The sequence below is a fragment of the Parapedobacter pyrenivorans genome (assembly GCF_014636865.1).
Lineage (GTDB): Bacteria > Bacteroidota > Bacteroidia > Sphingobacteriales > Sphingobacteriaceae > Parapedobacter > Parapedobacter pyrenivorans.
Genome location: NZ_BMER01000001.1, coordinates 141,685 through 167,700 on the forward strand (window position 1 = coordinate 141,685; position 26,016 = coordinate 167,700).

General features: G+C 47.9%; 18 protein-coding genes. 11 read left to right on the plus strand and 7 right to left on the minus strand.

The window, feature by feature from the left end; all coding sequences use genetic code 11:
• Position 1: 1 nt before the first annotated feature.
• From IEV98_RS00570 to IEV98_RS00600, 7 genes are all read right to left on the minus strand, one after another.
• Positions 2 to 1,765, minus strand: coding sequence for a hypothetical protein (locus tag IEV98_RS00570; RefSeq protein WP_188504002.1), 1,764 nt, complete (start codon positions 1,763 to 1,765; stop codon positions 2 to 4).
• Positions 1,766 to 1,808: 43 nt separating this feature from the next.
• A complete protein-coding gene (locus tag IEV98_RS00575; protein ID WP_229738492.1) occupies positions 1,809 to 3,602 on the minus strand; it encodes a glycoside hydrolase family 71/99 protein in 1,794 nt (597 codons plus the stop codon).
• A 24-nt stretch (positions 3,603 to 3,626) separates the two neighbouring features.
• Positions 3,627 to 6,338 (minus strand): alpha-L-rhamnosidase, encoded by a 2,712-nt coding sequence (locus IEV98_RS00580; protein WP_188504003.1) that lies wholly within the window; start codon positions 6,336 to 6,338, stop codon positions 3,627 to 3,629.
• 33 nt (positions 6,339 to 6,371) lie between these two features.
• A complete protein-coding gene (locus IEV98_RS00585) occupies positions 6,372 to 7,595 on the minus strand; it encodes a sugar MFS transporter (protein ID WP_188504004.1) in 1,224 nt (407 codons plus the stop codon).
• A gap of 51 nt (positions 7,596 to 7,646) precedes the next feature.
• Entirely contained in the window at positions 7,647 to 9,428 is a 1,782-nt protein-coding gene (locus IEV98_RS00590) for a RagB/SusD family nutrient uptake outer membrane protein (protein WP_188504005.1), read from the minus strand.
• A 12-nt stretch (positions 9,429 to 9,440) separates the two neighbouring features.
• Complete coding sequence (locus IEV98_RS00595) at positions 9,441 to 12,497, minus strand: SusC/RagA family TonB-linked outer membrane protein (protein WP_229738493.1); 3,057 nt, start codon at positions 12,495 to 12,497, stop codon at positions 9,441 to 9,443.
• Between the two features lie 264 nt (positions 12,498 to 12,761).
• Positions 12,762 to 13,664 (minus strand): AraC family transcriptional regulator, encoded by a 903-nt coding sequence (locus tag IEV98_RS00600; RefSeq protein ID WP_188504006.1) that lies wholly within the window; start codon positions 13,662 to 13,664, stop codon positions 12,762 to 12,764.
• 202 nt (positions 13,665 to 13,866) lie between these two features.
• Between IEV98_RS00600 and IEV98_RS00605 the strand changes: the two genes are divergently transcribed.
• From IEV98_RS00605 to IEV98_RS00655, 11 genes are all read left to right on the plus strand, one after another.
• Positions 13,867 to 14,742, plus strand: a complete 876-nt coding sequence (locus tag IEV98_RS00605) for an amidohydrolase family protein (RefSeq protein WP_188504007.1) — start codon at positions 13,867 to 13,869, stop codon at positions 14,740 to 14,742.
• Positions 14,739 to 15,812: a Gfo/Idh/MocA family protein gene (locus IEV98_RS00610; RefSeq protein ID WP_188504008.1), complete on the plus strand. Its 1,074-nt coding sequence runs from the start codon at positions 14,739 to 14,741 to the stop codon at positions 15,810 to 15,812. The genes IEV98_RS00605 and IEV98_RS00610 overlap by 4 nt, the downstream gene beginning before the upstream one ends.
• 39 nt (positions 15,813 to 15,851) lie before the next feature.
• On the plus strand, positions 15,852 to 17,543 hold the full coding sequence (gene ilvD, locus IEV98_RS00615; RefSeq protein ID WP_188504009.1) for a dihydroxy-acid dehydratase: 1,692 nt from the start codon (positions 15,852 to 15,854) through the stop codon (positions 17,541 to 17,543).
• A 214-nt stretch (positions 17,544 to 17,757) separates the two neighbouring features.
• A complete protein-coding gene (locus IEV98_RS00620; protein ID WP_188504010.1) occupies positions 17,758 to 18,609 on the plus strand; it encodes a UDP-2,3-diacylglucosamine diphosphatase in 852 nt (283 codons plus the stop codon).
• Positions 18,610 to 18,660: 51 nt separating this feature from the next.
• Entirely contained in the window at positions 18,661 to 19,641 is a 981-nt protein-coding gene (locus IEV98_RS00625) for a DUF6427 family protein (protein WP_188504011.1), read from the plus strand.
• Positions 19,642 to 19,795: 154 nt separating this feature from the next.
• Positions 19,796 to 21,130, plus strand: coding sequence for a BamG family beta-barrel-assembly machinery protein (bamG, locus tag IEV98_RS00630; RefSeq protein ID WP_188504012.1), 1,335 nt, complete (start codon positions 19,796 to 19,798; stop codon positions 21,128 to 21,130).
• A gap of 25 nt (positions 21,131 to 21,155) precedes the next feature.
• Positions 21,156 to 21,740: an LPS export ABC transporter periplasmic protein LptC gene (lptC, locus tag IEV98_RS00635; RefSeq protein ID WP_188504013.1), complete on the plus strand. Its 585-nt coding sequence runs from the start codon at positions 21,156 to 21,158 to the stop codon at positions 21,738 to 21,740.
• Between the two features lie 145 nt (positions 21,741 to 21,885).
• Entirely contained in the window at positions 21,886 to 23,994 is a 2,109-nt protein-coding gene (locus tag IEV98_RS00640; RefSeq protein ID WP_188504014.1) for a peptidylprolyl isomerase, read from the plus strand.
• A gap of 74 nt (positions 23,995 to 24,068) precedes the next feature.
• The gene (locus tag IEV98_RS00645; protein WP_188504015.1) at positions 24,069 to 24,584 is read left to right on the plus strand and encodes a DUF2480 family protein; all 516 of its coding nucleotides are present in this window, start codon (positions 24,069 to 24,071) and stop codon (positions 24,582 to 24,584) included.
• A gap of 41 nt (positions 24,585 to 24,625) precedes the next feature.
• Positions 24,626 to 25,408 (plus strand): DUF3108 domain-containing protein, encoded by a 783-nt coding sequence (locus tag IEV98_RS00650; protein WP_188504016.1) that lies wholly within the window; start codon positions 24,626 to 24,628, stop codon positions 25,406 to 25,408.
• 22 nt (positions 25,409 to 25,430) lie between these two features.
• Positions 25,431 to 25,994: a DUF3109 family protein gene (locus IEV98_RS00655; RefSeq protein WP_188506050.1), complete on the plus strand. Its 564-nt coding sequence runs from the start codon at positions 25,431 to 25,433 to the stop codon at positions 25,992 to 25,994.
• Positions 25,995 to 26,016 lie beyond the last annotated feature (22 nt).

Genomic DNA, 26,016 nt, shown 5'->3' on the forward strand with positions numbered 1-26,016 from the left:
CCTATTTACCGTAACTGAAATTTAACCGTCCAATGGGAGCGCTATCGCCTGTAACGTAGTAATCCATGATGTCATCGTAACGCGTAACATGATCGGCAACCTTAAACTCGATGCCACAGTTTTCTGGCGTTAAGCCCAGTTGTTCCAACGGAATCGCCACTTGCATGACGTTTCCCCTGACCACGTATTCTGCTTCGCCGCTTTTTTCCCAATCATATCCGCCTATCGATCGCTCCACGGTGGTACGCGCCGATTCCGGCTTCCGGTTGATAATGTAGTGATATCCTTCAAAATGCGTATCTCCGGTAGAACGGATCAATATGTTCATCCAATTCAAATCGGTCCCATTATAAGGGGTAATAGCTGCAAGCGTTTTTATCCTGAAATAGAGCTTTTTCCTGTCGTGGGCAACCTTCACCTCAACGATATCATTCCGGTTGCTTTGATCGGTATACCTTCCTGTGCCCGCAGCGTTTTCAAAATCCCGGGGTATCGCATCGCCCGCAAAATCGACATAGGTAGCTTCACCCCGCTCCCACTGCTGATCATGATCTTTATTTTCTGCAAACTTAAACTTACGGACATTCTGGGCCAACTGTAAATAGAAATTATCGTTATACCCCCCTTTCATCATTTCGATATCCCTAGAAAACGCTGCGTTGTATACATCTACAAAAAATACGTCGGTCGAATCACGCACGTATTTGATGGCCATCCATTCGTTGAACGACGTAACCAATACATTGTTCACCGCTTGCTTACTCGCAAAAACGGCATCCCACATGGTCTGGAAACTTGTCCCCGCTGTCCAGTCGGGATTCACTTGTTTAGTGGCGTTATTGTAGCCGCGATTGCATTCCGGATGCCTGCTGCTGGCATAAATAACCGAATGACTATGCTGCGCAACGGGCACCGCTACCGTGCCGTTATGATTCCATTGCGGCGATTGCCAGCTCATCCAGGGGATGGAATTCGGATTGTATTCTCCATTTGGCCATTGAGATTCACGGACGTCAAAGTACGCCTTCATGGCTGGAGTTACAAACGCTTTAAACCCGTCGGGTGGATGCAAATCATCTTCAAATCGGGTTTGATCGGAGGCCTTGCCATTTTCTTCGGTAATTCCAACAATCATCGGCTTCCCGTTCGGTTTAAACCAGACTTCTTCATACATGCCTGATTTATAAAACTTTTCATACAAGGCATCTACCGTAACTCCCGAGTGCGAATTGGTGTAAAACACGACTTTCGGAACCTGAAACCCCTGTTGTTGGAAATTCAATAAGGCGTCTAGCAGATTCCGGGTAGACGATTCATACACTACATTGTTGGTCGCGTCGATACACAGGTAGTCTATCGACGCGTTGGTAAGCAATTCGATATGGCGGGCGACAATCCACGGGTCACTCATGCTATAGTAGCCGTACAGTGGTTCGCCCCAGAAATGAAATTCATGTAACGGGCTTTCGGGGTTACCCTTAGGATCGTTGAGTGCCGTAGGATTCGTATCGAGCATCCGTTGGATGTCATACACCTCGCGCTGCATCGCCTGGTGCTGCCCGAGCCAAACCGAATAAAACACACCGACGTACCGCTCTTGGCCCTGCACTTGCCGTGCAGTTTCGATGCGTCTGCCCAACGCATCCGTAGCAGAAAGGTTCATTACGGAATAGCGATGCTTTAGGGTCGCGGGGCTATCTTTATCCTGCCCCAGCGCTAAAAAGCCAATTTGTCCGGCGATGAAAATACTTAAGAGACGTTTCATTTCTAAATAAGATTCAATACGATATTCCGCTAAATGTGATGAGCTAAAATGTGTAAAGATAACTCAATCGCCCCATGGGCATGGCGCTTCCTGACACATAGTAATCCATAATATCTTCCGGATGATTGACACCATCAGCCACTTTAAAATAAAATGATTTCGTATCTTCATCAACATCCAAAGTCTGTTTGGAAATCGCGATTTGCAAGCTATTTCCAAAAACGCTGACATCGGCAGCTCCCACGATGGTTTTGGAAAAGTCGGCATTCAGTTTTACAACCTGTAATCCATTGCCCGTAGGCGCATGCTGGATTAAAAATTCATATCCTTCCCATCCTTTGAGGGATGGCTGGTCGACACCGATAAATAGATTCATCCAATTGTCATGACCACTATAGGACGTAATAGCGTCTCTGGTGCTGATTAGCATGTAAATGTGCTCGTCATCGTGACATACCTTAATACCCTGTAGGTTGTTTTCTGGGGCCGCCTGCGTATACCGAAGTGTTTGGGTCACCCCATAGGCATCGCGCGGTGGCTGCTTTTTTCCAATCATCCGGTATTCGGCCTTCACCGATTCCCATTGGCCTATGCCGGCGTCAATATTAATGGTTTTTTTTTGTTGTTGAAATGCATCATTGGCGCAGGGTATCGTTTTATATCGGCGGATATTCCGAATCAGCTGCATATAAAATGCATCTCCATAGCCACCAGACATCGGTTCAATATCACGGGAATACTCTTTATCCACGGCATCACAGAGCATATACTCCCCACCCCATGGCTGCTTGTACGCAATCCACTCATTCCACCCGCCCACGAATACATGTGAAGGGTCTACATTCAATGCGTGGTCCCACTGATGTTGGAAAAACGTTCCCTTATCAACGTTGTCGGCAATGTTTTTCTTCAAAAAGGGGTCCCATCCCCTTCCCCAATTGATGGAATCGCGGGTGAGCGAAAAGGACATCGGTACACTGGGGTGGCTGGCCACTGTTACATTCACCACATCGGTATGCACCGGCGGCGGAAATGACCATTCAATCCACGGGAATCCATCCGCATAAAACGGATCAAAAGGCCATTGCGGCTTCCTAAAGTGGAAAAATTGCTTAATCTCATCGTCGTAATCCGTTGCACGATATGCCGTATCACCTCGGCTTAGCGCTTCGGCATGGTCATCAGCCACCTGTTGATAAGCGATGATCAACGGTTTCCCGTCTATACGATACCACGTCTCTGGGTAGCGTTGCTGACAATATAATTCGTCGTACAGCTGCTTCGTCGTCTGCATGGATCTGGAGTGGGTATAAAACACCGTCTTGGGTGCCGGCCAGCCTTCAGCGAGGTATTCGCTGATAACCGCCATCAATTTGAGGTAAACGGGTTTGTACGTAACGACATTAGTTGCATCGAATACGATGTAATCAACACCAGCTTGTATAAGCAACTGTACCTGCTTACGCATTACCCATTCATCTTCCGAATTGTAATATCCCCACAAAGGTTTACCCCAAAAATGCGCCTGGCGGTCTGGACTTATCGTATCGTTGAGGTGGTCGAAATCGAAAAGCAACGCTTTACCATCTGGCATCTTGAGAATTTCGGTGGCATCATAGACGCCACTCGCATAAGGCTGCCCCATCCAGAGCCAAAAGAACATCCCTACTTCTTTGCCCGGCCGCTCGCCCGAAAAGGGGGTAAACGCCCTGCCAAACCGATCGATACCAACCGTTCTGCGTAGGGTGTACTGCCCATTCAAACTATCTGCCTGGCCAAACACCGTACCGGATGATAACCAAACCAAAAACACCAAACTGGATAAACAGACTTTCATCGTAACCTATTTTTTCTTTCGGATTCAATTGGTCCAAGTTGATTCAAAGCGATAATCGCCAGATGGAACTGAAAACACGGCGAAATCACCTTCTTGCCTTTGATAGTTTACATATTCGTGTTTACGGAAAGGTTTACCATCAACCAGTAAGTCCTGCTCTTTTGTCGTCGGGACGTAAACCGTCGCTACGCTATTACCAGGAATTTTAACTTCAAACTGCAGCCTATTCCCAGTTTTGTGCCAGGCACTTTTTACTTCACCCCGAATGCTTTGATATGTCCCCTCACTGGTTTGCAGACCTGACGGGATATAAGGTTTGATGATAAACGCTTCAAACCCCGGCTTATCGATCATCGGAATGATGCCTAACAAATATTTGTATAACCACGAACCTACCGATCCCATCATCGGATGATTGTGGGAATTCATGGAGCCGCCTGTCTCGTATTCCCAGCGTTCCCATAGCGTAGTTGCCCCGTTCTCAATCATGTAGCCCCAGCTTGGATAGGTGGTTTGCGTAGCGATTTTATAGGCCACGTCGACGTATCCGTTTTCAGTAAGCACCTCCAGAAGGTATTTGGTACAAATATTTCCGGTGGTCAAATGATAGCCCTGTTTTTTAACGTCATTGACGAGGCTCTCCAGCGTCCGCGCCTTTCGCTCGTTTTGCGCCAGCCCAAAAGACAGGGCCAACGAATTACAGGCTTGATTGTTCGTACCGTACCCACCTGCTTCCTCATCCCAAAACCGACTGTTGAACGCTTCGCCCGTTTTCAATGCCAACGTTTGATAGGCCGCTGCATCCTGTTGTTTTCCCAGAATGGATGCAATCTTTGCTAGCATGTCTGCCGAGTGGTATAAAAAGCCTGTAGAGACCAATGCCCCCGGCGTGCTTTTCGAGATTGCCCCATACCCCGCACCGGCCACACCAAACTCAGCCGGCGGCGACCAATCGCCATAGTAACTATATTCAAGAATACCTGCATTGGTGCGAGAGTTCAAATAATCCACCCAGGCTTTCAGCCCGTCGTAATGTTGATCGAGCACATCCTTATTGCCGTAATACTCGTAACTCTTCAACGCCAATAATAAGTAACTCGCTGACACCGGATCTGCCGGCCTCGCGCCGTATCGGTAAGGAGCTGTGCAAGTAATTCTTCCGAATTCATCCTGCGTATCGGCCACATCCACCAGGTATTTCGGATAAAACCGAGACATATCATAATTATAGATCGCTTGTTCAATACGCACCGTCATGTCATTCATCCAGCCCATGCGCTCATCGCGTTGCGGACAATCCGTGGGGATGCTATGCAGGTTACTGGCTTCGGTACGTTTAACCATCAGCCAAATCGAATTCAGCAGTTCGTTGCTGCTGTTAAATTGACCCGCATCGGCAACGGCGGAACGCACGCGCTTAATTGTAAAATCAGACAATGTTGGCTGGGTCGGGTAGCCTTCTACCTGAACATACCTGAATCCATGATAGGTAAACGACGGTTCCCATTCTTCGCCAGCGGGGTCGCCTTTCAACACGTAGGTGTCGGTGGCTTCGGCAGTCCGCAGGTTTTCTTGATTTACCGTCCCGTCAGGATAAACGGTCTCTGCAAATTTCATAGTAATTACATCACCCCGTTTGCCCAATACATTTAAATGCATCCAACCCGCCATATTTTGGCCAACATCGAGCACATACACTCCCGGGGAGGTTTCTTCCATACGCACCGGATGGAATTCCTCCACGACCTGAATGGGTTCAAGGTGCTGCGACACCATTTTACCCCCGGGCGGCTCAACAAAGGGCGCATACCCCCAAGTTTCATTCGGTAGGCCTTTGATAATGGTATCCGTTGGCAGTAACCAGTTTTCCTGCTCCAAACGGGCGTCATAGTATTCGCCATCCAAAATCCCAGACCGCACGGTAGGGCCCGTCGTTACATGCCGGATATCACTTGAGGTAATGCGTCTTGTCGTTCCGTCAGCAAACGTGAGCTCCATCTGCATCCTCAATTTCGGCATACCATACCAACCTGGTGCAACGGAAATGAGCAATACATTATCCTGCGCTAGAAAATCTGACACGTCAAACGTGGTATAATAGACCCGCCTGGCATAGTCGCTCGTTGCTGGATCAAGCACGTTCTTCCCGACTTTCTTTCCGTTGATTGATAACTCATGATAGCCGATTCCGGCAAGATATACCTTGGCAGACGTCACCGCGATGGGGCAATGAAACACATGGCGGAAGTAAAGCACTTTGCCAACCCAGCCAAAAGGAAATCCAGTCCAATCGGCCTGCCAATCCGACTGACCCATCAGCGCAGTCTCGAATACCGCCACATCGCTCTCGATCGAATCATTGTCATGCGCTTCCCATATCTTCACTTTCCAGTAGTAGGTATGACTACTTTGCAATGCACTTCCATCGTATCGCACACCCACGGACCGATTCGATTGCACCACTCCGCTATCCCAAATGTTGCCTTCGGAACGCGCCAATTTCTCGGGCGAATCGGCTACCAAAACCCGATAGGCTTGCTGCTTGACATTCCGCCGATCACTATCAAACTCCCAACTGAACTGGGGGTTTTCTACCATTAACCCAATGGGATGATCGGCATATTCCACTTTCAGATTTGTCAATCTCAGATTCGCAGTGCCCCATGCCTGGTATACCGTCGCTACCAAAACCACAATGGACAAGACTAACAGTCTCACCTCTTTTATTCGCTTCATATCGCTCAATTACAACCGTCCGTACATTATTAGTTACCCTGCAGAAATTCTATGACCCCAACGCGCGTACCAAAATACTACCATAAAACTGAAACAGGGCAACACAAAAGCCATTGACGTCATCGCGGCATCGGCAAGCAAGCCCATAATGGGCGGAATCAATGCCCCACCTACGATACTCATGATCATGTAAGAGCCCGCCTGTTTGGTTTCCTTTCCCAGCCCTTTCAGTCCTAATGCAAAAATAGTGGGAAACATGATGCTCATACAAAAACAGCTAAGCATCAGTGCATAGATGGATATCAAACCCAAATTAAGCATCACGGTAACCATGGATAGCGCAGCGATCAATGCGTAGCCTGCCAATAGCTTTGTAGGTGATACATACCGCAACAGTGCAGTACCCAGAAATCGACCTGCCGTATATAGTGCCATTGCGGCAGTGAGGTAGAAAGCGCCTGTCTTGTTGGTCATTCCGGGTACTTCATCCGCCACATAGTTAATGAAAAAGCCCCACACACCAGCTTGAGCCCCGATGTAAAAAAACTGTGCAACTAATCCAAACACAAAGTGCCGGTGTTGGAATAACTTTTTCGAGGCGTCCGCCGATTGTTCCACGGCGGTTTCCTCCGTTGCGGTAATCTCCGGTAGTTTTACCAACGAAAAAACAACAAACAAGGCTAGTACCACACAACCTATAATTAAATATGGTTGTTGTACGGATGTCAATCCTTCGTCGGCGCTACCCGCTGTAAACAATACCAGCCCACCGATGAGTGGCCCCAAGACCACACCTAGGCCGTTAAAAGATTGGGCAAGGTTAAGCCTGAATACCGCTCCGTTGGGGTTTCCCAATACGGTCACATAGGGATTCGCGGCTGTTTCGATAATAGCCAATCCGCACCCAATTACAAATAAGGCGGTGAGGAAAAAGCCGAACGTTGCCACTTGGGCTGCCGGGTAAAACAAGAAAGCCCCAAGCGCGTATAACGAAAGCCCTAGCAATATCCCCCGCTGATAACCGAAACGCCGCATAAAATAGCCAGCTGGTAAGGCCATCAGAAAATAAGCACCATAAACCGCAAACTGCACGAGCCCCGATTGACCCTTCGATACCGCCAATACATCCTGAAAATGCTTATTCAGCACGTCAAGCATACTAATAGCCAGGCCCCACATAAAAAATAAGGTGGTAACCATGACTAGCGGAAAAAAATAGGTTTCTTTCCGACTCGCTAGCGTACTCTTCTGCTGCATGTAAAAATCGCTAATTGTTTATCTTTCGTTGACCTCGGCCCTGCTTTACATTTATTGCCATGCCGCAGGCTGGATCAATCCTGCCATCTTCTTGGCATCTTCCAGCGGAATTGGCATCACCAGATATTTGTCGGTATATGACTGGTAATCACGGATTTTCTTCCGTTCGTAACTGAATTCGCCATCTTCACCTTTGGTAATCCGCATTCCAGTAACAAAACGGTTGGTTTCGTTTAGAACCTTCCAACGACGCTGATCATTAAATCGGTACTGCCCTTCGAGGCAATACTCTACGCGTCGCTCATTGCGGATACGCTGGCGGACAAAATCCTGCGAATTGGTAAAACCGGGTACATCTTGGATCCTCGGTTGCAAAGCACGCTCCCTGATGATATTCAGTGCGGCCATGGCGCCTTCCAGGTCGCCAAGTTCGCAAAGGGCTTCGGCCTTTTGCAGGTAGAATTCCGCTAGGCGGAAAAACACCCAATGCGTAGGCTCATGGCCTTGGCTGCCACCCGGCCCCCAGAATTTAACCTGTTTGTCTTTACCACTATAGTAGCCGGTACACGACCGTTGCGTTTCCTGAGAGATTACGTCATTGAAACCGTTGCGTCCTCCTACAAACGTTTCAATGATATAGGGTTCGGTACAATTATACGGCACACCATAATTCATCATATTGTGGACGATATTGATATAAAAACGGGCATCGCGGTTAGCATAGGGGTCACCGCCTGTTGCTTCACTATATCCCAGTTCGGCTGCGCCGGGCGTAACCGACACCCGGGTATGCGTTTCATCGTCGTAGGTGACGGGCAATGCGCCATTGGTCATTTCAAAGGCATCCACTAATTCCTGAGTGGGAGATTCGCCGCAATTCCACAAATGGTTGATGCTGGCGTAGGGATAACTTCCCACATCAACGCCATTGGCATTGTTGATATGGGAATTATCGGACCATGCCCGCCAAATGATTTCGGTCACTGGCGTGGCATGAGCGCCGATAAATAGCCTTTTGTAATTTTCCATGCTCACCAAGCTGTAGCTGGGTAAGTTAATTACATCGGTTGCCGCATCGGCCGCACGCTGCCATTTGGTTTGATTATTGTCCGGATTGTTGAGCGGACTCGCATTGTAGAGCAACACACGTGCACGGATTGAATAAGCGATGCCGTTATCAACCTTACGCGCATCTTGTGATGGTTGGCGTTCAGGCAAAATCCCCGAATTAATCACATCGAGTAATTCTGCTTCGATTTGTGAGGCGATCTCATCGTAAGTTGGCCTCGTGAGTTCGTTCCACCCCATGTAAGTCGGTTCGAAAGGCTCCGTTATCCAGGGCATCGGCCCGTAGAATTCCAACAGGTTCAAGTAATACCAACAGCGTAGCACCCTTGCTTCCGCTATCCATGTTCTTCGCTCCTGCTCGGTAATCACCGTTGATTGCGGCAAATATTTTATTGCATTGTTCGCTAACCGGATACCCCGCCAGAAATCGGGCCATAGCTGCTCGCTCGGAGAAGCCCAAGGCCAATTGATGACCGGATTGGAAAGTGACAGTGAGCCATTGTGCCACTCATACGCGTTAAAGGTGGCTGCCCAAAATGCATTGTCCGTCAAGGTTTCTATGGGGTTCATCACGAAAGAGATCTGGTCTCTCGCCTGATAGATTTCACCATAGGCGGCATCGATGAGCCCCTTGCTACGGTTGTAATTGTTCAATACCTGATCGATCGTTGTCTGACCATCGGGCGTTTTCTCCAGCACTTTTTCGCAACCATACTGGGAAAAAGTCACCAGCGCTATAATGAAAATTGAAATTCCTTGTCTCATGATTTCGTTATTTTAGAAAGTTACGTTCAGTCCGAAGTTATAAGCTTTGAACACAGGATACATTAACTCGTTATTTTGTTCAGGGTCCTGATATTTTACGGGATACCGATCGAAAGTCAATAGGTTAAGTCCGTTGGCATAAAGCCGTACCGATGTGGCTCCTATCCTTTTCGATAGTCCTTCTGGAAGCGTATACCCCACTTCCGCGTTCTTCAGCCGGATGTAGCTTCCATCCCTGTACCAAAAGTCTGAAGGCAGCTTGCTGGCGTTGCTTCCGGGATCAAGACGAGGATATGTAATGGGTAATCCTGCGTCATAGCGTTCCTGGCTCCATGCCTCCTTGTGCCATTCGTTGAAATTGTAGGTTTCCCAAATCCGCTGCCCTGCCAGAAAATAACTCCGATTGGCTACGCCTTGCCACATCATACTGATATCGAACCCCTTGGTCTGGAAACTAAATGCCGCACCGAATGTCCATTCGGGCATCTCGGGAGCGCCAATTGGCGCCATATCAAATTCGCTCACCACACCGTCGCCATTAATATCCATATATTTCAAGTCGCCTACCTTTGGGTTAGCGCCAACGGGCGACTGATCATACCAGTTGTCGATTTCGGCCTGCGAATTAAAAAAACCGGCTGTTTTATATCCCCATTGTTGTCCCAGTGGGTAGCCGGTACTCCGAAGGTTGTACGCATACTCTTCAGGGAGCGTCACCTCACTCAGGTAAAGCACTTTGTTGCGGTTGAACGCGCCATTCACTCGCACATCGAGGCGTGTATCGGCATTGAAGGATTTTTGATAACCACCGACCAATTCAAACCCCCTATTCTCAATCTTACCGGCATTCACCCGAGGGAGGATACCGGAGACGAATACGCCTCCAGTACCAAACATACCCGTCGGCACAAGCCCCGTTGCCGAAATCAAAATATTGTCGCGTTTCTCATAGAAAACATCCGCCTCCAAACTGAAATTGTTGAAGAAGCGCATTTCCAATCCGATGTTGGACTTATTTGCTTTCTCCCATGCCAATTCGTTATTTCCAATCTGCGATTCGTAACTACCGTTCCACAGCGTAAGGAAAGCAAAGCGGGCGCCGTTCATGTTATCATTACCCACTTGACCATAGGAAGCACGCAGTTTAGCATACGAAAGCCAAGGAAGCCCATCTTTGATAAAATCCTCTTCCGATGCAACCCATCCAGCGGAAACGGACGGGAAAAAGCCCATTTTATGGCCAGGCGCAAATTGCTCTGATCCGTTATACCCGAAATTAACTTCCGCGAGGTACCTGTTGTCATAGCCATAGGTGGCACGACCTACATATCCCACATAATTGTAAGGAAGTTCAATATTAATTACCCGTTGATACCGATTGAATAAGAGCAACCCAGTCACATCGTGCGCACCGAACGTGCGGCTGTAATTGAACGACGCATCGATATTCGTCATGTTCCACTGCGATTGATTTTGGCTGTCGGACAAACTGCTGTTTGTATTGGTTCCTGTCGGCTGGTAGATTACACCAGTGGGGTCGTCGGGATCCGGCCTTGCCTCGTAGAGCTGATAGGTCCGCTGCCTGACCTGTTGGTTGATGGAGGTCGCATCATAGGACACCACCACTTTTGCAGATAATCCATCGGTTATGAAATCAAGCTTCTGCTCTGCACCCAAACTCGCGGTGACCTGGTTGGTCAATGTATTGCGGAAGCCAGACCTATTAAGCATGCCGTAAGGCACATTATTGATATTCCCACCTTTCAGTGGAGTGGACAACACTTCCCCATCCGGAGTCAGGTCGTTGTGATAGTTGCTCGGTGTCTGGAGCAACGAACCGATCACCACGGAATATGCATTGACATCGTCTAAGTAGGCACCATTATTTGGCACCACTACGGGGTCATTTTTCTTTTGCATGTATCCGCTTACATTCAGGAACATGCTCAACGATTTATTGATATCGATGTCGAAATTTGAACGGAAGTTGACCCGATTGGCCTTGGACGTGGGGTCGTAGTCGTACTCGTCAAACTTTTCTGTTTTGAAAATCCCCTCCTGAAAGAGGTATCCAACGGTGGTGAAGTAACGCATCCGGTCATTACCCCCACTCACATTGACGTTCAACCTCCGCATGGGAAATCCTTCTTTCATGAAATCACCTACATAGTCGCGTACAGGATATAAGTCGGGGCTATTACCCAACCGATAGTGTTCCAAAGCAACATCATCGTAAATCGACTGCCGTCCATTCTGTTCCTCGACCTGATTTCGCAACAACGCGTAATCATACGCGTTGGCCATCTGGGGCATACGGGTGGGCGCCTGCCAGGTCTGCTCCGCCGTTAGATCAATAATCGGTTTGCCCGAATGCCCACGGCGCGTTGTGATGAGAATAACACCATTTGCCCCCCGCACACCGTACACGGCCGTAGCCGATGCATCCTTTAAGACAGAAATGGTTGCGACCTCTCGTGGATCAAGCGCCGTGAAATCTCTCGGCACACCATCTACGAGGATGAGGGGTTGCTGGCCATTGACGGTACTTCGGCCACGGATATAAAACTCCATCATCTCGCCACCGGGAACTCCGGAGCGTTGGATGGCAGTCAACCCCGGCAAACGGCCCGCAAGCGCGATACCAATGTTAGAAGCCGGTGTCTGTCTTAATCCCGCGGCATCCATGGTGGAAATCGCTGCCACTACACTCGCCTTCTTTTGCGTACCATACCCTACGATGACGGCCTCCTCCAGTTCAGTGGCCGACCCCAGTAAGGTGACGTTAATAACGCGTTGTGTACCCACGGTAATTTCCTGTGATGAATACCCGACAAACGAAAAAGCAAGAACCGCGTTTGCATCGGGTACGGAAATGGTATACGTTCCATTATCGCTGGTAGTGGTGCCGCCCGTTGTTCCTACAACTTGTACCGAAACACCCGAAATCGGACTGTTGTCTTCGCTGGTCACCGTACCGGTGACCACGACCTGTGCATAAAGGGAAAAACTGAACGTTAATCCACAGAGCACAGCTAAGAGTAAAGATTTAAACATACGTATTTTCTTCATAAAAGGTTAATTTATTCGTTTGGTTCACCTATCGATTTACAAGCAGCAAATGGCAATGATTCAGGGTAAAAACCACAACGCTCAAACAAGGTAACAGATGATCTGGTGCGAATTGCCGCCTCTGGCTCTACATACTTCATCGATTAATCAGGGTTATAATTTAAACACAAAGAAAGGTAGAAGCAACCAAGCAGACCAGTACGGATTTGGCCACTATCAATACGCTTTTGACTAAGGTTAGGACTGGATTAACCGATAAGATGGCTATTTAATATTGTTATGGTGTACACCCACGATATTAATGCGGTATTGTTGCGGAGTAATCCCTTTTATCTCTTTGAATCGACGGTTAAAATTGGATATATTATTAAATCCTACTTCAAAACAGATTTGTGTGATGCTATGCCGATTTTCTTCCAATAATTGACAGGCATAATTGATGCGGAGGTCATTGATGAACTCCTTTAGTGTACGCTTGGTCCGTGCCTTGAAATACCGACAGAAAGCAGAAGGGGAGATATGAGCCTGCATCGCCATATCGTCTAGTGCGATCTCCTTTGTGAAATTCTGGAGAATGTACTCATAGATACTACTCATACGCATCGCATCATGGTCATTGAGGTTATCCCAGTATCCAGCCGATGAAAGCAAGTCATGCTCCTTGGTGGTAGATAATTCCTCCAGAATTTGAAGTAACAGAATGACTCGCCTCGATCCGGTATCGTCCGCCAGCTTGGTCATCCATTGCGAAATACGCTTCCTTGCTTCACCATAGATCACCAAGCCACGCGTGCTTTTCTTGAGTATGGCCTGGATTGCACTCATTTCCGGAATGGCAAAAAAAGATTCACCTAGGCAAGATTCACTGAAATGTACAACAATAGCACTGTGCGAAAGCCCCGCGTTGTAAGCCGCTCCCTCTTCCGTGCCAACCATCGGTTCATGCAACCATGCATGGGGAAGGTTGGGACCATAGAATACCAAATCACCGCCCTCAAAGGTTGCGATACTGTTACCCGCAATCCGCTTGCCATGCGGGTAGTTTATGTAGGCTAATTCATACTCCGTATGGTAATGCCACTTTGTATCAAGCATATCAAAATAATCTTTCCTAACTTGGAAAGCCGCGCGGCTACCTAACGGAGGTTTGGCATAAATGGGCTTCATGATGACGTATGAGTTTATGGATCGCTATTATTTATATATTATATTGATGGATAATTTACTACTTTTATTACTTTCCAATCAATTAAATACCGAAAGTAATACAAATAGATTAACAATCCGTCATTAAATCAAATTCGTATTGATACTGGTTAATCCGATATCATTGCCGACCTCATTTTACTTATACCTTTAAAAAATTTTTATGATTACATTGAACACCAGCTATACCAATCGCCGAATCACAGATGCCCATGTACATTTCTGGGATCTTTCGAAGATGAGTTATCCGTGGCTAGATGAAGTACCGGCTATCAAAAAGTCTCTCGGGCTACCAGATTATGAAACAGCGACGGAGGGGATAGCCGTATCGAACATTATATTTCTTCAATGCGAGTGCCTACCTAGTGAGTACCAAACCGAGGTAGATTATATAACACAGCTCGCTACGCACGACCGCCGCATCAGCGGGATCGTCGCATACTATCCGTTGGAGGCCGCTGATGCGGCCGAAAAATTGCAGGTACTTATAGCCAACAAATTGGTCAAAGGCATCCGTAGGCTGGAAGAGGATTTCACCTCTTTGTATAGCAATCCGCTTTTCGTATCCAATATGGGCTTGTTGCACCAATATAAGCTAAGTTTTGACCTAGGTGTGAAAGCCAATCAGCTACCGGCTGCCGTGAAACTCGTGCAAGCCGCACCCGATGTTCGCTATATGTTGGATCATTTTGGCAAACCAGCGATCCGCACCCAAGCGTTCACGCAATGGAAACACCACATGATGGAACTTGCCAAAAATCCCCAAGTCTATTGCAAGCTTTCCGGCTTGGTTACGGAAGCAGACTGGAACCGTTGGACAATCGCCGATTTGCAACGCTATGTCGATCTTATACTGGAGTTTTTTGGCCCAAAACGCATCGCTTTCGGCAGTGATTGGCCAGTAGTAACACTCGCATCAAGCTATGGACGTTGGTTTGACACGGCACTGCAATTGTGCCATAAACTTGCCCCCGACGACCTTGATCACGTGTTTTATCAAAATGCGCTGGACTTCTATCAAATCGAAGAATACGCATGAACAGGTATACGCTAACCACTGATTTTAGACGGCCATCTACCGCGCACCCCATTCTGATAATCGGTGCGGGAGGCATTATGGAAGAAGCCCACCTCCCCGCCTACCGAAAAGCCAATTGGCCGATTCTCGGCATATACGACCTTCAGCCGGAAAAAGCACGGCGGGTGGCGTCGCTATTTGAAATTCCAGCAGTGTACGAGTCTCTAGATGAACTTATTCGCAACGCGCCTTCGGATGCAGTGTTTGACATCGCGATACCAGCTTCCCGATTGATCGATATCCTGAAGCAATTGCCGCTCGGTGCCCATGTGATGATGCAAAAACCGATGGGGGAAACGCTCGATGAAGCCAGGGAAATTCTCCGTATTTGTGAATCCAAGCAGTTTACGGCCAGCGTCAATTTTCAGATGAAACTCATTCCCTCGATCATCGCAGCAAAAAATCTAATCGACCAAGGAGCTATCGGCGATCTGCATGACATGGAAATACGAATGAACATTTACCATCCTTGGGAACTCTGGGAATTTCTTTTCGGCATACCACGAATGGAAATGCTATACCATAGTATCCATTATATGGATATGATCAAATACTTTTTGGGAATGCCCAAACAAGTTTATGCCAAGACCTTCCAGCACCCCAAACAGATGCAGTTGGCCTCTACCCGTTCAATCATCGTTTTCGACTACGAGCGGCCCGTACGTGCATTTGTAAACACCAACCATGGCCATGATTTCGGACTGAAGCACCAAGATTCATTTGTCAAGTGGGAAGGAACAAAGGGAGCCATCAAAGCTACGCTTGGCAAGAATATCAATTTCCCGGAAGGAGAAGCTGATCACTTTGAATATTTCCTATCGGAAGATCAATCCAATGCGTGGCATGAAGAAACGATTCCCGGTGCTTGGTACCCGGATGCGTTCACGGCTACCATGGCAGATTTGCTATGCGCCATCGAAAATCCGGCCGCGGCCCACATCACTTCAGTGAAACACGCTTATGACACCATGCGCCTAGTTGAGGCCGCTTATTTATCGAACGACAGCGGTGGCACTACGATTCCAGACTAAGTCAATTAATTGATTACTAATAACACATCAACTCACTTAATGAATACCCCATTAAATAAATTTAGCCGTAAACTGACTGAAAATGAGGATCAACCAGGATCAAGGGCTATGTTGCACGCCATCGGATTAGATGAGCGTACCATCAAACTACCCCAAATAGGGATTGCAAGTGCGGGTTACGCAGGCAATCCCTGCAACATGCACCTCAACGATCTCGCTGCGATCGTGGCAGACGCGATGAAAACAGTTGAGTTAACCGGATTAACATTCAATACAATCGGCGTAAGCGATGCCATCAGCATGGGTACGTTTGGCATGAACTTCTCGCTGCCTTCACGTGATCTCATCGCCGATTGCATCGAGACCGTAATGGGTGGGCAATGGTATGACGGATTGGTAACCGTCATGGGGTGCGACAAAAACTTGCCTGGCGCGGCGATTGCCATGGGCCGGCTCAACCGCCCTGCATTGATGATCTATGGCGGAAGCATCCATTCCGGTCGTCACAAAGGAAAGAAAATCAATGTGCTTTCCACTTTTGAAGCCTATGGGGCTAAGGTAGCGGGTCTTATCGACGAAGAAGAACTTGGTCAGATCATCCGCAATGCATGCCCAGGTGCAGGGGCATGCGGCGGTATGTATACGGCCAATACGATGTCTTCTTCCATCGAGGCACTCGGCTTGTCGCTGCCCTACAGCTCGTCCAATCCAGCCACCAGCGACGAAAAGAAACAGGAATGTGTTACAGCGGCGGCAGCCATTAAACACTTGCTCGAACTGGACCTTAAACCGCGCGATATCGTGACCCGAAGATCACTCGAAAACGCCTTGGTTGTCGTCATGGCATTAGGCGGTTCCACCAACGCTGTCTTACACTACCTGGCCATTGCACAGGCATTTGGCCTTCCCCTCGCATTAGACGATTTCCAGTACATCAGCAATCACACGCCATTGATTGCCGATTTGAAACCCAGTGGTAAATACATGATGGAGGATGTGCACGACAGCGGTGGTACACCCGCTGTTTTAAAAATCCTCCTGGAGGGCGGGTTACTTGATGGTGACTGCCTCACGGTGACGGGTAAAACACTCCGTCAAAATCTTGAGAACATCAAACCCTGGAACAATGAATTGAATCTCCTAACACCCATCGATAAGCCATTGAAACCTACCGGACACCTGCAAATCATGTACGGAAATGTAGCGCCTGATGGTGCCGTGGCCAAAATAACTGGCAAGGAAGGCGAATTCTTTGAAGGTACGGCGAAGGTGTTCGACAGCGAAGATGAAACCGTAGACGCCGTGAAGAAAGGCCTCATCAAAGCAGGAGATGTCATCGTCATCCGCTATGTGGGCCCAAAAGGCGGACCCGGCATGCCGGAAATGCTGAAGGTGACCGCGGCAATAATGGGTGCTGGTCTGGGCAAAGCGGTGGCACTGATTACCGACGGACGCTTTTCGGGTGGAACCCATGGCTTCGTGGTAGGCCACATTGCGCCCGAAGCCTTCGATGGTGGCCCGATTGCCCTATTAAGGGACGGCGATATCCTTACCATAGATGTGCGCAATAACCGGATAGCGGTAAATGCGAATGAAGAGGAACTAAGGTTGCGAATGGCCCGATGGGTAAAGCCTGCACCGAAATTCACACAGGGTGTACTCTATAAATATACACAGTTGGTATCGTCGGCATCCGCTGGGTGCGTCACCGACGGTAAGATATCGGAATGAGTCCAAAGCTAGCCGCCTTAGCAAAAATGATGAAAAGTTAATGCGTTGCTAATATTCAGGTAATCTCGCGCCTCCACCTTTGTGCAATATGGTATACCTACTGGAAATAACCATTTGCGCAATAGTGCTCACGTTGATCGGATGTTCTTATTTATTTATCAAATACGTGGATGTGCGATTTGATGATGAGGAAGATTACTAACCTCCACCGCCTATGAACAAACGGGATGTAGACCTTGTAGTCCTTTCTGACATACACCTTGGCACTTACGGCTGCCACGCAAAGGAACTCCTTCGCTACCTCAAAAGCATCAAGCCAAAACAGATCCTTCTCAATGGCGATATCATTGATATCTGGCAGTTCAGCAAACGGTACTGGCCTGAATCGCACATGAAGGTGGTCAGGAAAATCCTTAAATTCGTCGCCGATGGCATACCCGTAATCTACCTCACTGGTAATCACGACGAGATGCTCCGTAAATTTACGGACTTCAGGCTTGGTTCGCTTACCTTGACAGACAAACTCTCGCTGCGCGTTGGAAAAAAACGCGCTTGGGTTTTTCATGGTGACATCTTTGATGTAACGATGCAGCACGCCAAATGGCTTGCCCGACTGGGAGCCATCGGATATGACAGCCTTATTCTATTAAATAGTGTAGTCAACTGGATGCTCATCAAACTGGGCAGGGAGAAAATGAGTCTTTCCAAAAGAATCAAAAACAGCATCAAAAACGCTGTAAAATTCATCAATGATTTCGAAATCGCAGCGGCCACATTAGCCATTGAAAAAGGGTACCACTATGTGATTTGCGGTCACATCCACCAACCCGAAATCCGGACAATAGAAACCGAAAAGGGTACCGTTACGTACCTCAACTCGGGTGATTGGGTGGAGAACCTGACTGCGCTGGAATTTCACCGCGGAGCTTGGCAGATATACCGCTATCAGGCAGCGGACTATTCAACGGTCGACCAAGAGCCGGATGTTTCCGAAAATGACGACCTTAGCAACAAACTCGACATCAGGAGACTGCTTGATTTACTGAAATCGGAGCCGGTAGGTTAAAAAATTTAAAATTAACCACTATAATTGTAGCGCCAATGTGGGGCATGCAATATGATAGATCAGTTTCGGAAATACACCCCTTTAAATATTCTGTTGTTATCTGCCGTAGGGCTTGTGCTATGTCTCGGTGTATTTACCCACCTGCCGGACAACCTCATGCCCGTTTTCTTCGAGCCGGCTATCAGCAATTTCACAGGTAAGCTCTCGCCAGAGAATATCTCTCCCCAAGCGAATGTGCTAATCACGCTCGTGCTCACCATCGTCCAGGCGCTACTGATCAATACCGTGATTAATCGCTTCAACCTCGTAGGGCGATCGAGCTTTCTGGCTGCATTGATGTATATGACGTTGGCGAGCCTGATGCTACCATTCCTCGTATTATCTCCCATACTGATTTGCAATTTCCTCACCATCTGGATGCTCGATAAGCTACTTAGCATCTACCGGCGCACCGAAATTAAGTCACTCATGTTTGATCTGGGTATGATCGTCGCCCTGGGCAGCCTGGTTTATTTTCCGTTCATCATCATGTTGCTGCTTCTGTGGTGTAGCCTGATTATCTTCCGCCCTTTTGATTGGCGCGAATGGCTGGCAATACCCATAGGTTTCGCTACGGTATATTTTCTATTGGGTGTGGTATACTTTTGGTTCGACCGTATGGATGCGTTTTATGAAATATGGCTCCCGCTTAGTTACCCGTTTCCTACGTCTATCCGCATCGAAATTTATGACTACCTGGTATTGTTGCCCGTTGTCGTCATCCTGGTGCTGTTTTTCTTCACACTCCGGCAAAACCTCTTCAAAAGTGTTGTGCATATCCGCAAGTCATTCCAACTGCTGTTTTGCATGTTTGCATTGGCGGCCATCTCGTTCTACCTCAACGCCGACTGGTCCGTTAACCACTTCCTATTGGCGGTCCCTCCCATAGCGATATACATGACTTATTACTTCATTTATGCAGCAAAACGATGGTTTTACGAAAGTGTTTTTGCCGTTTTATTGCTCACCATCCTTTATTTCCAATTTTTCTAATTGATTTATAAGCAGTGTTTTAACCTTTTTTAACAAAAAGGATGTCCCGCGGCAACTAAAAATTAGATAGCTTTGCATACATTTTTTAGATTATTTTAACTGATTGTCATCAACAAGTATTCATCGACATCGTCGTCCCGTTTTAAATCAGCACATGCAGCACCGCATACCGAAGCTCCCTTATAGCATTATGCACGTCACTCCCAGCGTTTTCTTCGCACTAGTTACACTCTTACTATTTACAACAGCGGCGCAAGCGCAGCGCTCAACGACCAGTTCACCGTATTCACGGTATGGATTGGGGGAGATCCGCGGCGATCTCCTCCCGCAAAGCCGTGCCATGGGGGGAATCTCGACCGGTATACGCTACCTGAGCGGATATGGCAATATCAACGTAGGAAACCCGGCATCTTACTCCGCATTGGCACTCACTACCATTGATGTCGGTGTGTTTGGCAACATTACACAACTCAGCAAAAACCAACTTTCAGAAAACTCCTATAATTTTTCACTTAGCCATATCAATTTCGGGATTCCACTAGGCCGCCCGGGCGGCATCAGCTTTGGGATCATGCCTTTTTCGGATGTCGGCTTTAGTTACGCTATTCCTGGCAAAATCGACACCACTGATATCCGCACGGTATATGCCGGAGCCGGTGGCACAACCAAGGCCTACCTGGGCTATGGAATCCAAATTAATAAGAATTTCAGCGTAGGAACTAATGTTTCCTATATATTCGGCACGCTGGAAAGCATCAACTCGGTGGAATTCCCCGGCGATGTGGGCGCATTGAATGTGCGGACAGACAGCAGCCAATATGTTAATGGATTTAGCTTTGATTATGGTGCGCAATACTTCCAACCGTTGGGCAACAACGTCAGTTTGACCATCGGTTATTCGGGCACCGCCGGTACCCCGCTCAACACGAAGGCATCCCGCGTAATCACCCGTACGCCCACCAGCGTGGAAGACGATTACGAGAACCTGCCCGTAGATACCATAGGCACCTACGAAGGTGCAAAGCAACGGATCACCATGCCCATGAAACACAGTGTAGGTTTCAGCGTAGCCAAAGGCAACAACTGGATGGTAGGCGGCGACGTGAACTATGCCAAATGGAGCAGTTACCGGATCGGCGAACATAACCCGCAATTGACTGATAGCTACGGTTTTGCTGTGGGTGGGCAAATCACTCCCGACGTTACATCCGTAAATTACCTGAACGTAGTGGATTACCGCCTTGGATTCAAATACAACAAGTCCTATATCAATATCGACAATCAAGACATTAACCAAATGGCTTTGACCGTAGGCTTCGGTTTTCCGCTGCCTTCCCTATTTGGGACATCATTTTACAAAATCAATTTCTCCACCGAATTCGGCCAAATGGGCACGCTTTCCAACAGCTTAGTACGTGAACGCTACATCAATTTCAATTTAGGGTTTACGCTCAATGACCGTTGGTTTAGACGTACAACTTACGATTAGGAAGAGAACGCTTATACGATAAGTCATGAACGTAGTTGGCAAGATTTTCCGCATGACACTACCTGCATCGCTTGGTGTAATTCTACTTGCCTCCTGTGAAACAGACCTGAAAGAAGTGGATCGCATTGCTGCCATCCAAGCGGAGGAACCGGTGGATATATCCCAGGGGGTAACCGTCGTTTACAGCGATTCCGCGCTGGTGAAAGCCCAGATGACCGCTCCCGAAATGCGGCACTACAATGTGGAGAAGCCGTACTACGAGTTTCAAAAGGGCGTGACCATTATCTTCTTTGATGACATCGGCGCGGAAACACAGCGCATCACCTCAGATTACGCCATCCAAAAGGAGACAGAAGAGTTAACCGAATTCAGGGGAAATGTAGTGATCACACGTGCCGATGGGTCTATCATCAAAACGGAGGAGCTTATCTACGACCAAAAAGCCAATACATTTTACAATCATGTGCCCATCGAAGCCTACTTCAAAGACGGCAGGGGCAATTTCATGGGATCTTCCTTTACGTCAGACGCAAGCTTCGAAAACATTGAAGTGCAGAATTCTACGGGATTGTATATCTTCGAAGATGGCGAAGGGCCGGCTTTCCGATAGATGAATCGCAATTTATTTAAGTTTTTGCGCTTTTTTTGATAAAAGTCGTATCTTGCGCCTCGTTTAAAAAAAGTGGAGACAACCACCTGAAAACAAGAATTTGACACAAAAAATAACAGCTTAAAAAAACAGGTTTATACAGGCTATGGGATTCATGAATTATTTGCGCAACCGGGCGGGTGTAGTTATCGTCGGTTTTATCGGTTTCGCGATTGTTGCGTTTTTATTAGGGGACATCATCAACTACGGTACGCCCTTTTGGGCACGCCATCAAAACCAAGTCGGTAGCATCAATGGCGAAGCCATTGACATCAATGAATTCAACGCCCAGGTAGACCAAACCACCGAGATGTTTCGCCAGCAGATGGGCGGTACACTAAACCCGCAGATGAAATCCTACGCCGTACAGCAGGTATGGAACCAATACCTCAACCGGGAATTGCTAAAAAGCGAGGTTGAACGTATCGGTCTTTCCGTCGGGAAAGCGGAGCTAAATGAACTCGTTCAGGGGGATAATCCGTCCATGCAGATCCAACAGGCATTCCGCAACCCGCAGACCGGACAGTTCGATCGCGATCAACTTAATAATTTCATTTCGCAAGTGGGAGCACTACCCCAAGGTCATGAGGCACACGGACAATGGGAGGCACTGCTTCAAAATGTCATCGATGAGCGGACAAGCACCAAGTACACCAATCTCATCAATAACAGTGTTTACGTAACGTCATTGGAGGCAACCGAAGAGTATAATCAACGCAACAAGCTAGCCAATTTCGAATACGTATTATTGGATTATAATTCCGTACCTGATAGCGCGGTGACCCTTTCGGAACAGGATTATAAGGAATACTATAACGAAAACAAAGGTGTATTCAAAAATCCCGAAGAAACCCGCAGTTTGGAATACATCGTTTTCGATGCCAGCCCCACTGCGCAAGACACAGCACGGGTACGGACTACCATTGAAGAACTAAAGGCGCAATTGACGGAATCGACAACGGATTCATTGTTCGCAGCGGTCAATTCAGATACCAAATATCCATACGTCTTCCGCAAGCAGGGCGAATTCGGCCCAGCACTAGATACCCTCCTATTCGGTGTGCCAGTAGGTACCACCGTAGGACCGGTACTGGCAAACGGAAGGTTTGAGATCGCCAAAGTAGTAGATACCAAAGTCGGTCCTGATTCGGTAAAAGCGAGTCACATCCTACTCAACCCGGCTACCGAGGGCGGAATGGACAAAGCAAAGGCGAAAGCCGATTCCATCAAAGGGCTGATTGAAAAAGGTGAGAGTTTCGCTGCATTGGCGGTACAGTTTAGCGTAGACGAAGGCAGCAAAATCAACGGTGGCGAACTGGGCACATTCGCTCGTGGCATGATGGTACCTGCCTTCGAGAACGCAGCCTTTGACGCAAAGGAAGGCGAAGTTGTGATAGCGACCTCGCAGTTTGGTATCCACATCATCAAAGTGAATGATCAAATCGGTTCTTCACGGGTAGTAAAAGCCGCCGTCATCGACAAACCGGTTAACAGCGGTCGGGAGACTTTGGATTCGGCTTACAGCAAGGCAACCCAGTTTTTTGGCGAATTAGACGCAGCTAATTTCCAGGAATCGGCTACACAACAAGGCTTATCTGTACGCAAGGCGGACGACATCACGGCGATGGAAACCACGCTAACGGGCGTCGAAGTGCCCCGTGAACTTGTGAGGTGGGCCTTTGATGCCGATAAGGGTGATATTACCGACAAAATCTACGAGTCGGAAACCAATTACATCGTTGCCCGGCTAACCGGTATACGCGAAAAGGGCCAGCTTCCGCTGGACGTTGTAAAAAGTGACATGGAAAGCGCGGTACGCAACAGGGTGAAGGCCAAAAACCTAATAACCCAGGCTACCGAAGCCGCTAACGGTGCCACCAGTATTGCACAAATTGGCCAAAAGCTGAATAAAACTGCTTCACTAGCCGAGAATATTGTATTTGCCAATCCAGTAATACCGGGGGTGGCTCAAGAAAATGCCGTGGTGGGCACGGTATTCGGGTTGCAGCCCAAACAGCCTTCTAAGCCAATACGAGGTTCACAGGGCGTATATATTGTGGAAGTTGCCAGTTTTGTAAATCCCGCGGCACCGACCGACCTGAGCGCCCAGAAGCAACAGATCAGCCAGTCGTTATCGCAACGTACCTGGTCCCTGGCTTTCCGTGCTTTACAGGATAAGGCTGACGTCGTAGACAACCGCGCACGATTCTTTTAGCAGCCGGAAGCTAAACTTTATTTTTGTACCTTTGTATCCGGGTAGCTACGATTGCTATCCGGATTTTTATTGTTATGGAAATACAAGAAACCATTGTCAATAAAGTTGCGCAAAGCGGCTTGGTGACGGTAGACCTTGCCCAGTTTGCCCCCCAAGGCGAGCGGGTCGTATATGATATCAAAGACAACCTGTTTCACGGTTTGATATTGAGAGAAAAAGACTTCAGAGATTTTGTAAAGGCACACGACTGGCAACAATACCTTGGAAAATACGTGGCCATCACGTGTACGGCCGACGCCATTGTCCCTACATGGGCATATATGTTGCTGGCAAATCGTTTGGAGCCTTATGCTAAGGATATCGTTTTCGGCGACCCAGCCACACTGGAGACCGTGCTCTTTGAGCGGGTTTTGGCCACATTGGATATGGAAACTTACCGCGACCAGCGTGTGGTGGTGAAGGGCTGTGGTGATATTGACATCCCCGAATCAGCCTTTGTCAAATTCACATCCATGCTGAGCAAAGTAGCCAAAAGCATCATGTATGGAGAACCCTGCTCTACAGTTCCTGTTTTCAAGCGCAAGGGATAGGATATGGGTAAAATCGGCATTTTATTTGTATGGCATAGGGCATGAAAAAAACGCTCGCCTTGATATGGATTTCGCTGAGCGTGGCGCTGCTTGCCCATGGTCAGCCACTTCCCTACCTGAAAGAACCGGCATTCCAAGCCGGCGAAGAGTTGAGCTATCGACTCCGCTATGGGATGATCTCTGCGGCCACGGGCACGCTGAAAGTGGAAGATTCAAAAATAAAATTCAGTAGTCCACACAGTTTTCACCTCTCCGCCCGCGGGCGGACATCCAGCGCTTTCAGCATTTTTTTCACCGTTGACAACCGGTACGATTCGTACATTGATTCCCGCACCTTCCTGCCTCATTACTATACCGAAAATATTAGGGAAGGAAACTACCGACGTACAGACATCGTCCGATTTGACCATCGGACGAAAACCGTGCAGGGTAATAAAGGCACCTTCAAAAGCAAATCAACACAAACTTTTGATCTCCTTTCGGCTTATTATTTTGCGCGCAACTTGGATTTGTCGCAAGTGAAGAAAGGACAATCTTTCGAACTCACTTATTTCCTTAATGATGAAATTGCGACATTGGGGATCGAATACGTTGGCGTAGAAACCATCAAAACCAATTTGGGCACCTTAGAATGCCTGAAATTCAGCCCCGAAATAAAACCGGGGCGGATTTTTAAAAAAGACAGCCGTTTATACTTATGGGTAACCAATGATGGCAACCGCATACCAGTGAAGGCACAGGTAGAGATTTTGGTTGGCTCCGTAACCCTAGAACTGACCGATGCCAAAGGCTTAAAATACGCCCTTGGCGAAAAGGCGAAATGATGGCATAAAACAACCGACCATGATGATTGAAGTAGGTTCTGTATTAGTAAGCGAAGAACTGATTAAAGAGGAATTTGTATGTAATCTTGGCAAATGCCGGGGTGCTTGCTGTGTGGAGGGCGATGCCGGTGCACCACTGCAACAAGACGAACTAGCGGTTCTGGCATCTATCTATCCCCAAGTAAAGCCCTACATGACCGAAAAGGGTATCGCCGCCGTGGAGGAATATGGTACCCACGTAACCGATGCCGACGGCGATCTGACCACACCCTGCGTAGATGGCCATAAAGAATGTGCATACGTGACCTGGGAAAACGGCATCACCAAATGTGCCATTGAAAAGGCATATGAAAACGGAGAAATCAATTGGAAAAAACCCATCTCTTGCCACCTTTACCCCATCCGCATTACCGCATATCCCGACTTTGACGCGTTACACTATGATCGTTGGCATATCTGCCATTCGGCCTGTTCCTTCGGCCGCGAACTCAAGGTGCCGGTATATGCATTTTTAAAGGAGCCGCTCATCCGGAAATATGGCCAAGAATGGTATGGCGAGCTGGAAGAATCCGTGGCATTACTATAGGTTATTGGAAATTATCTTAGTA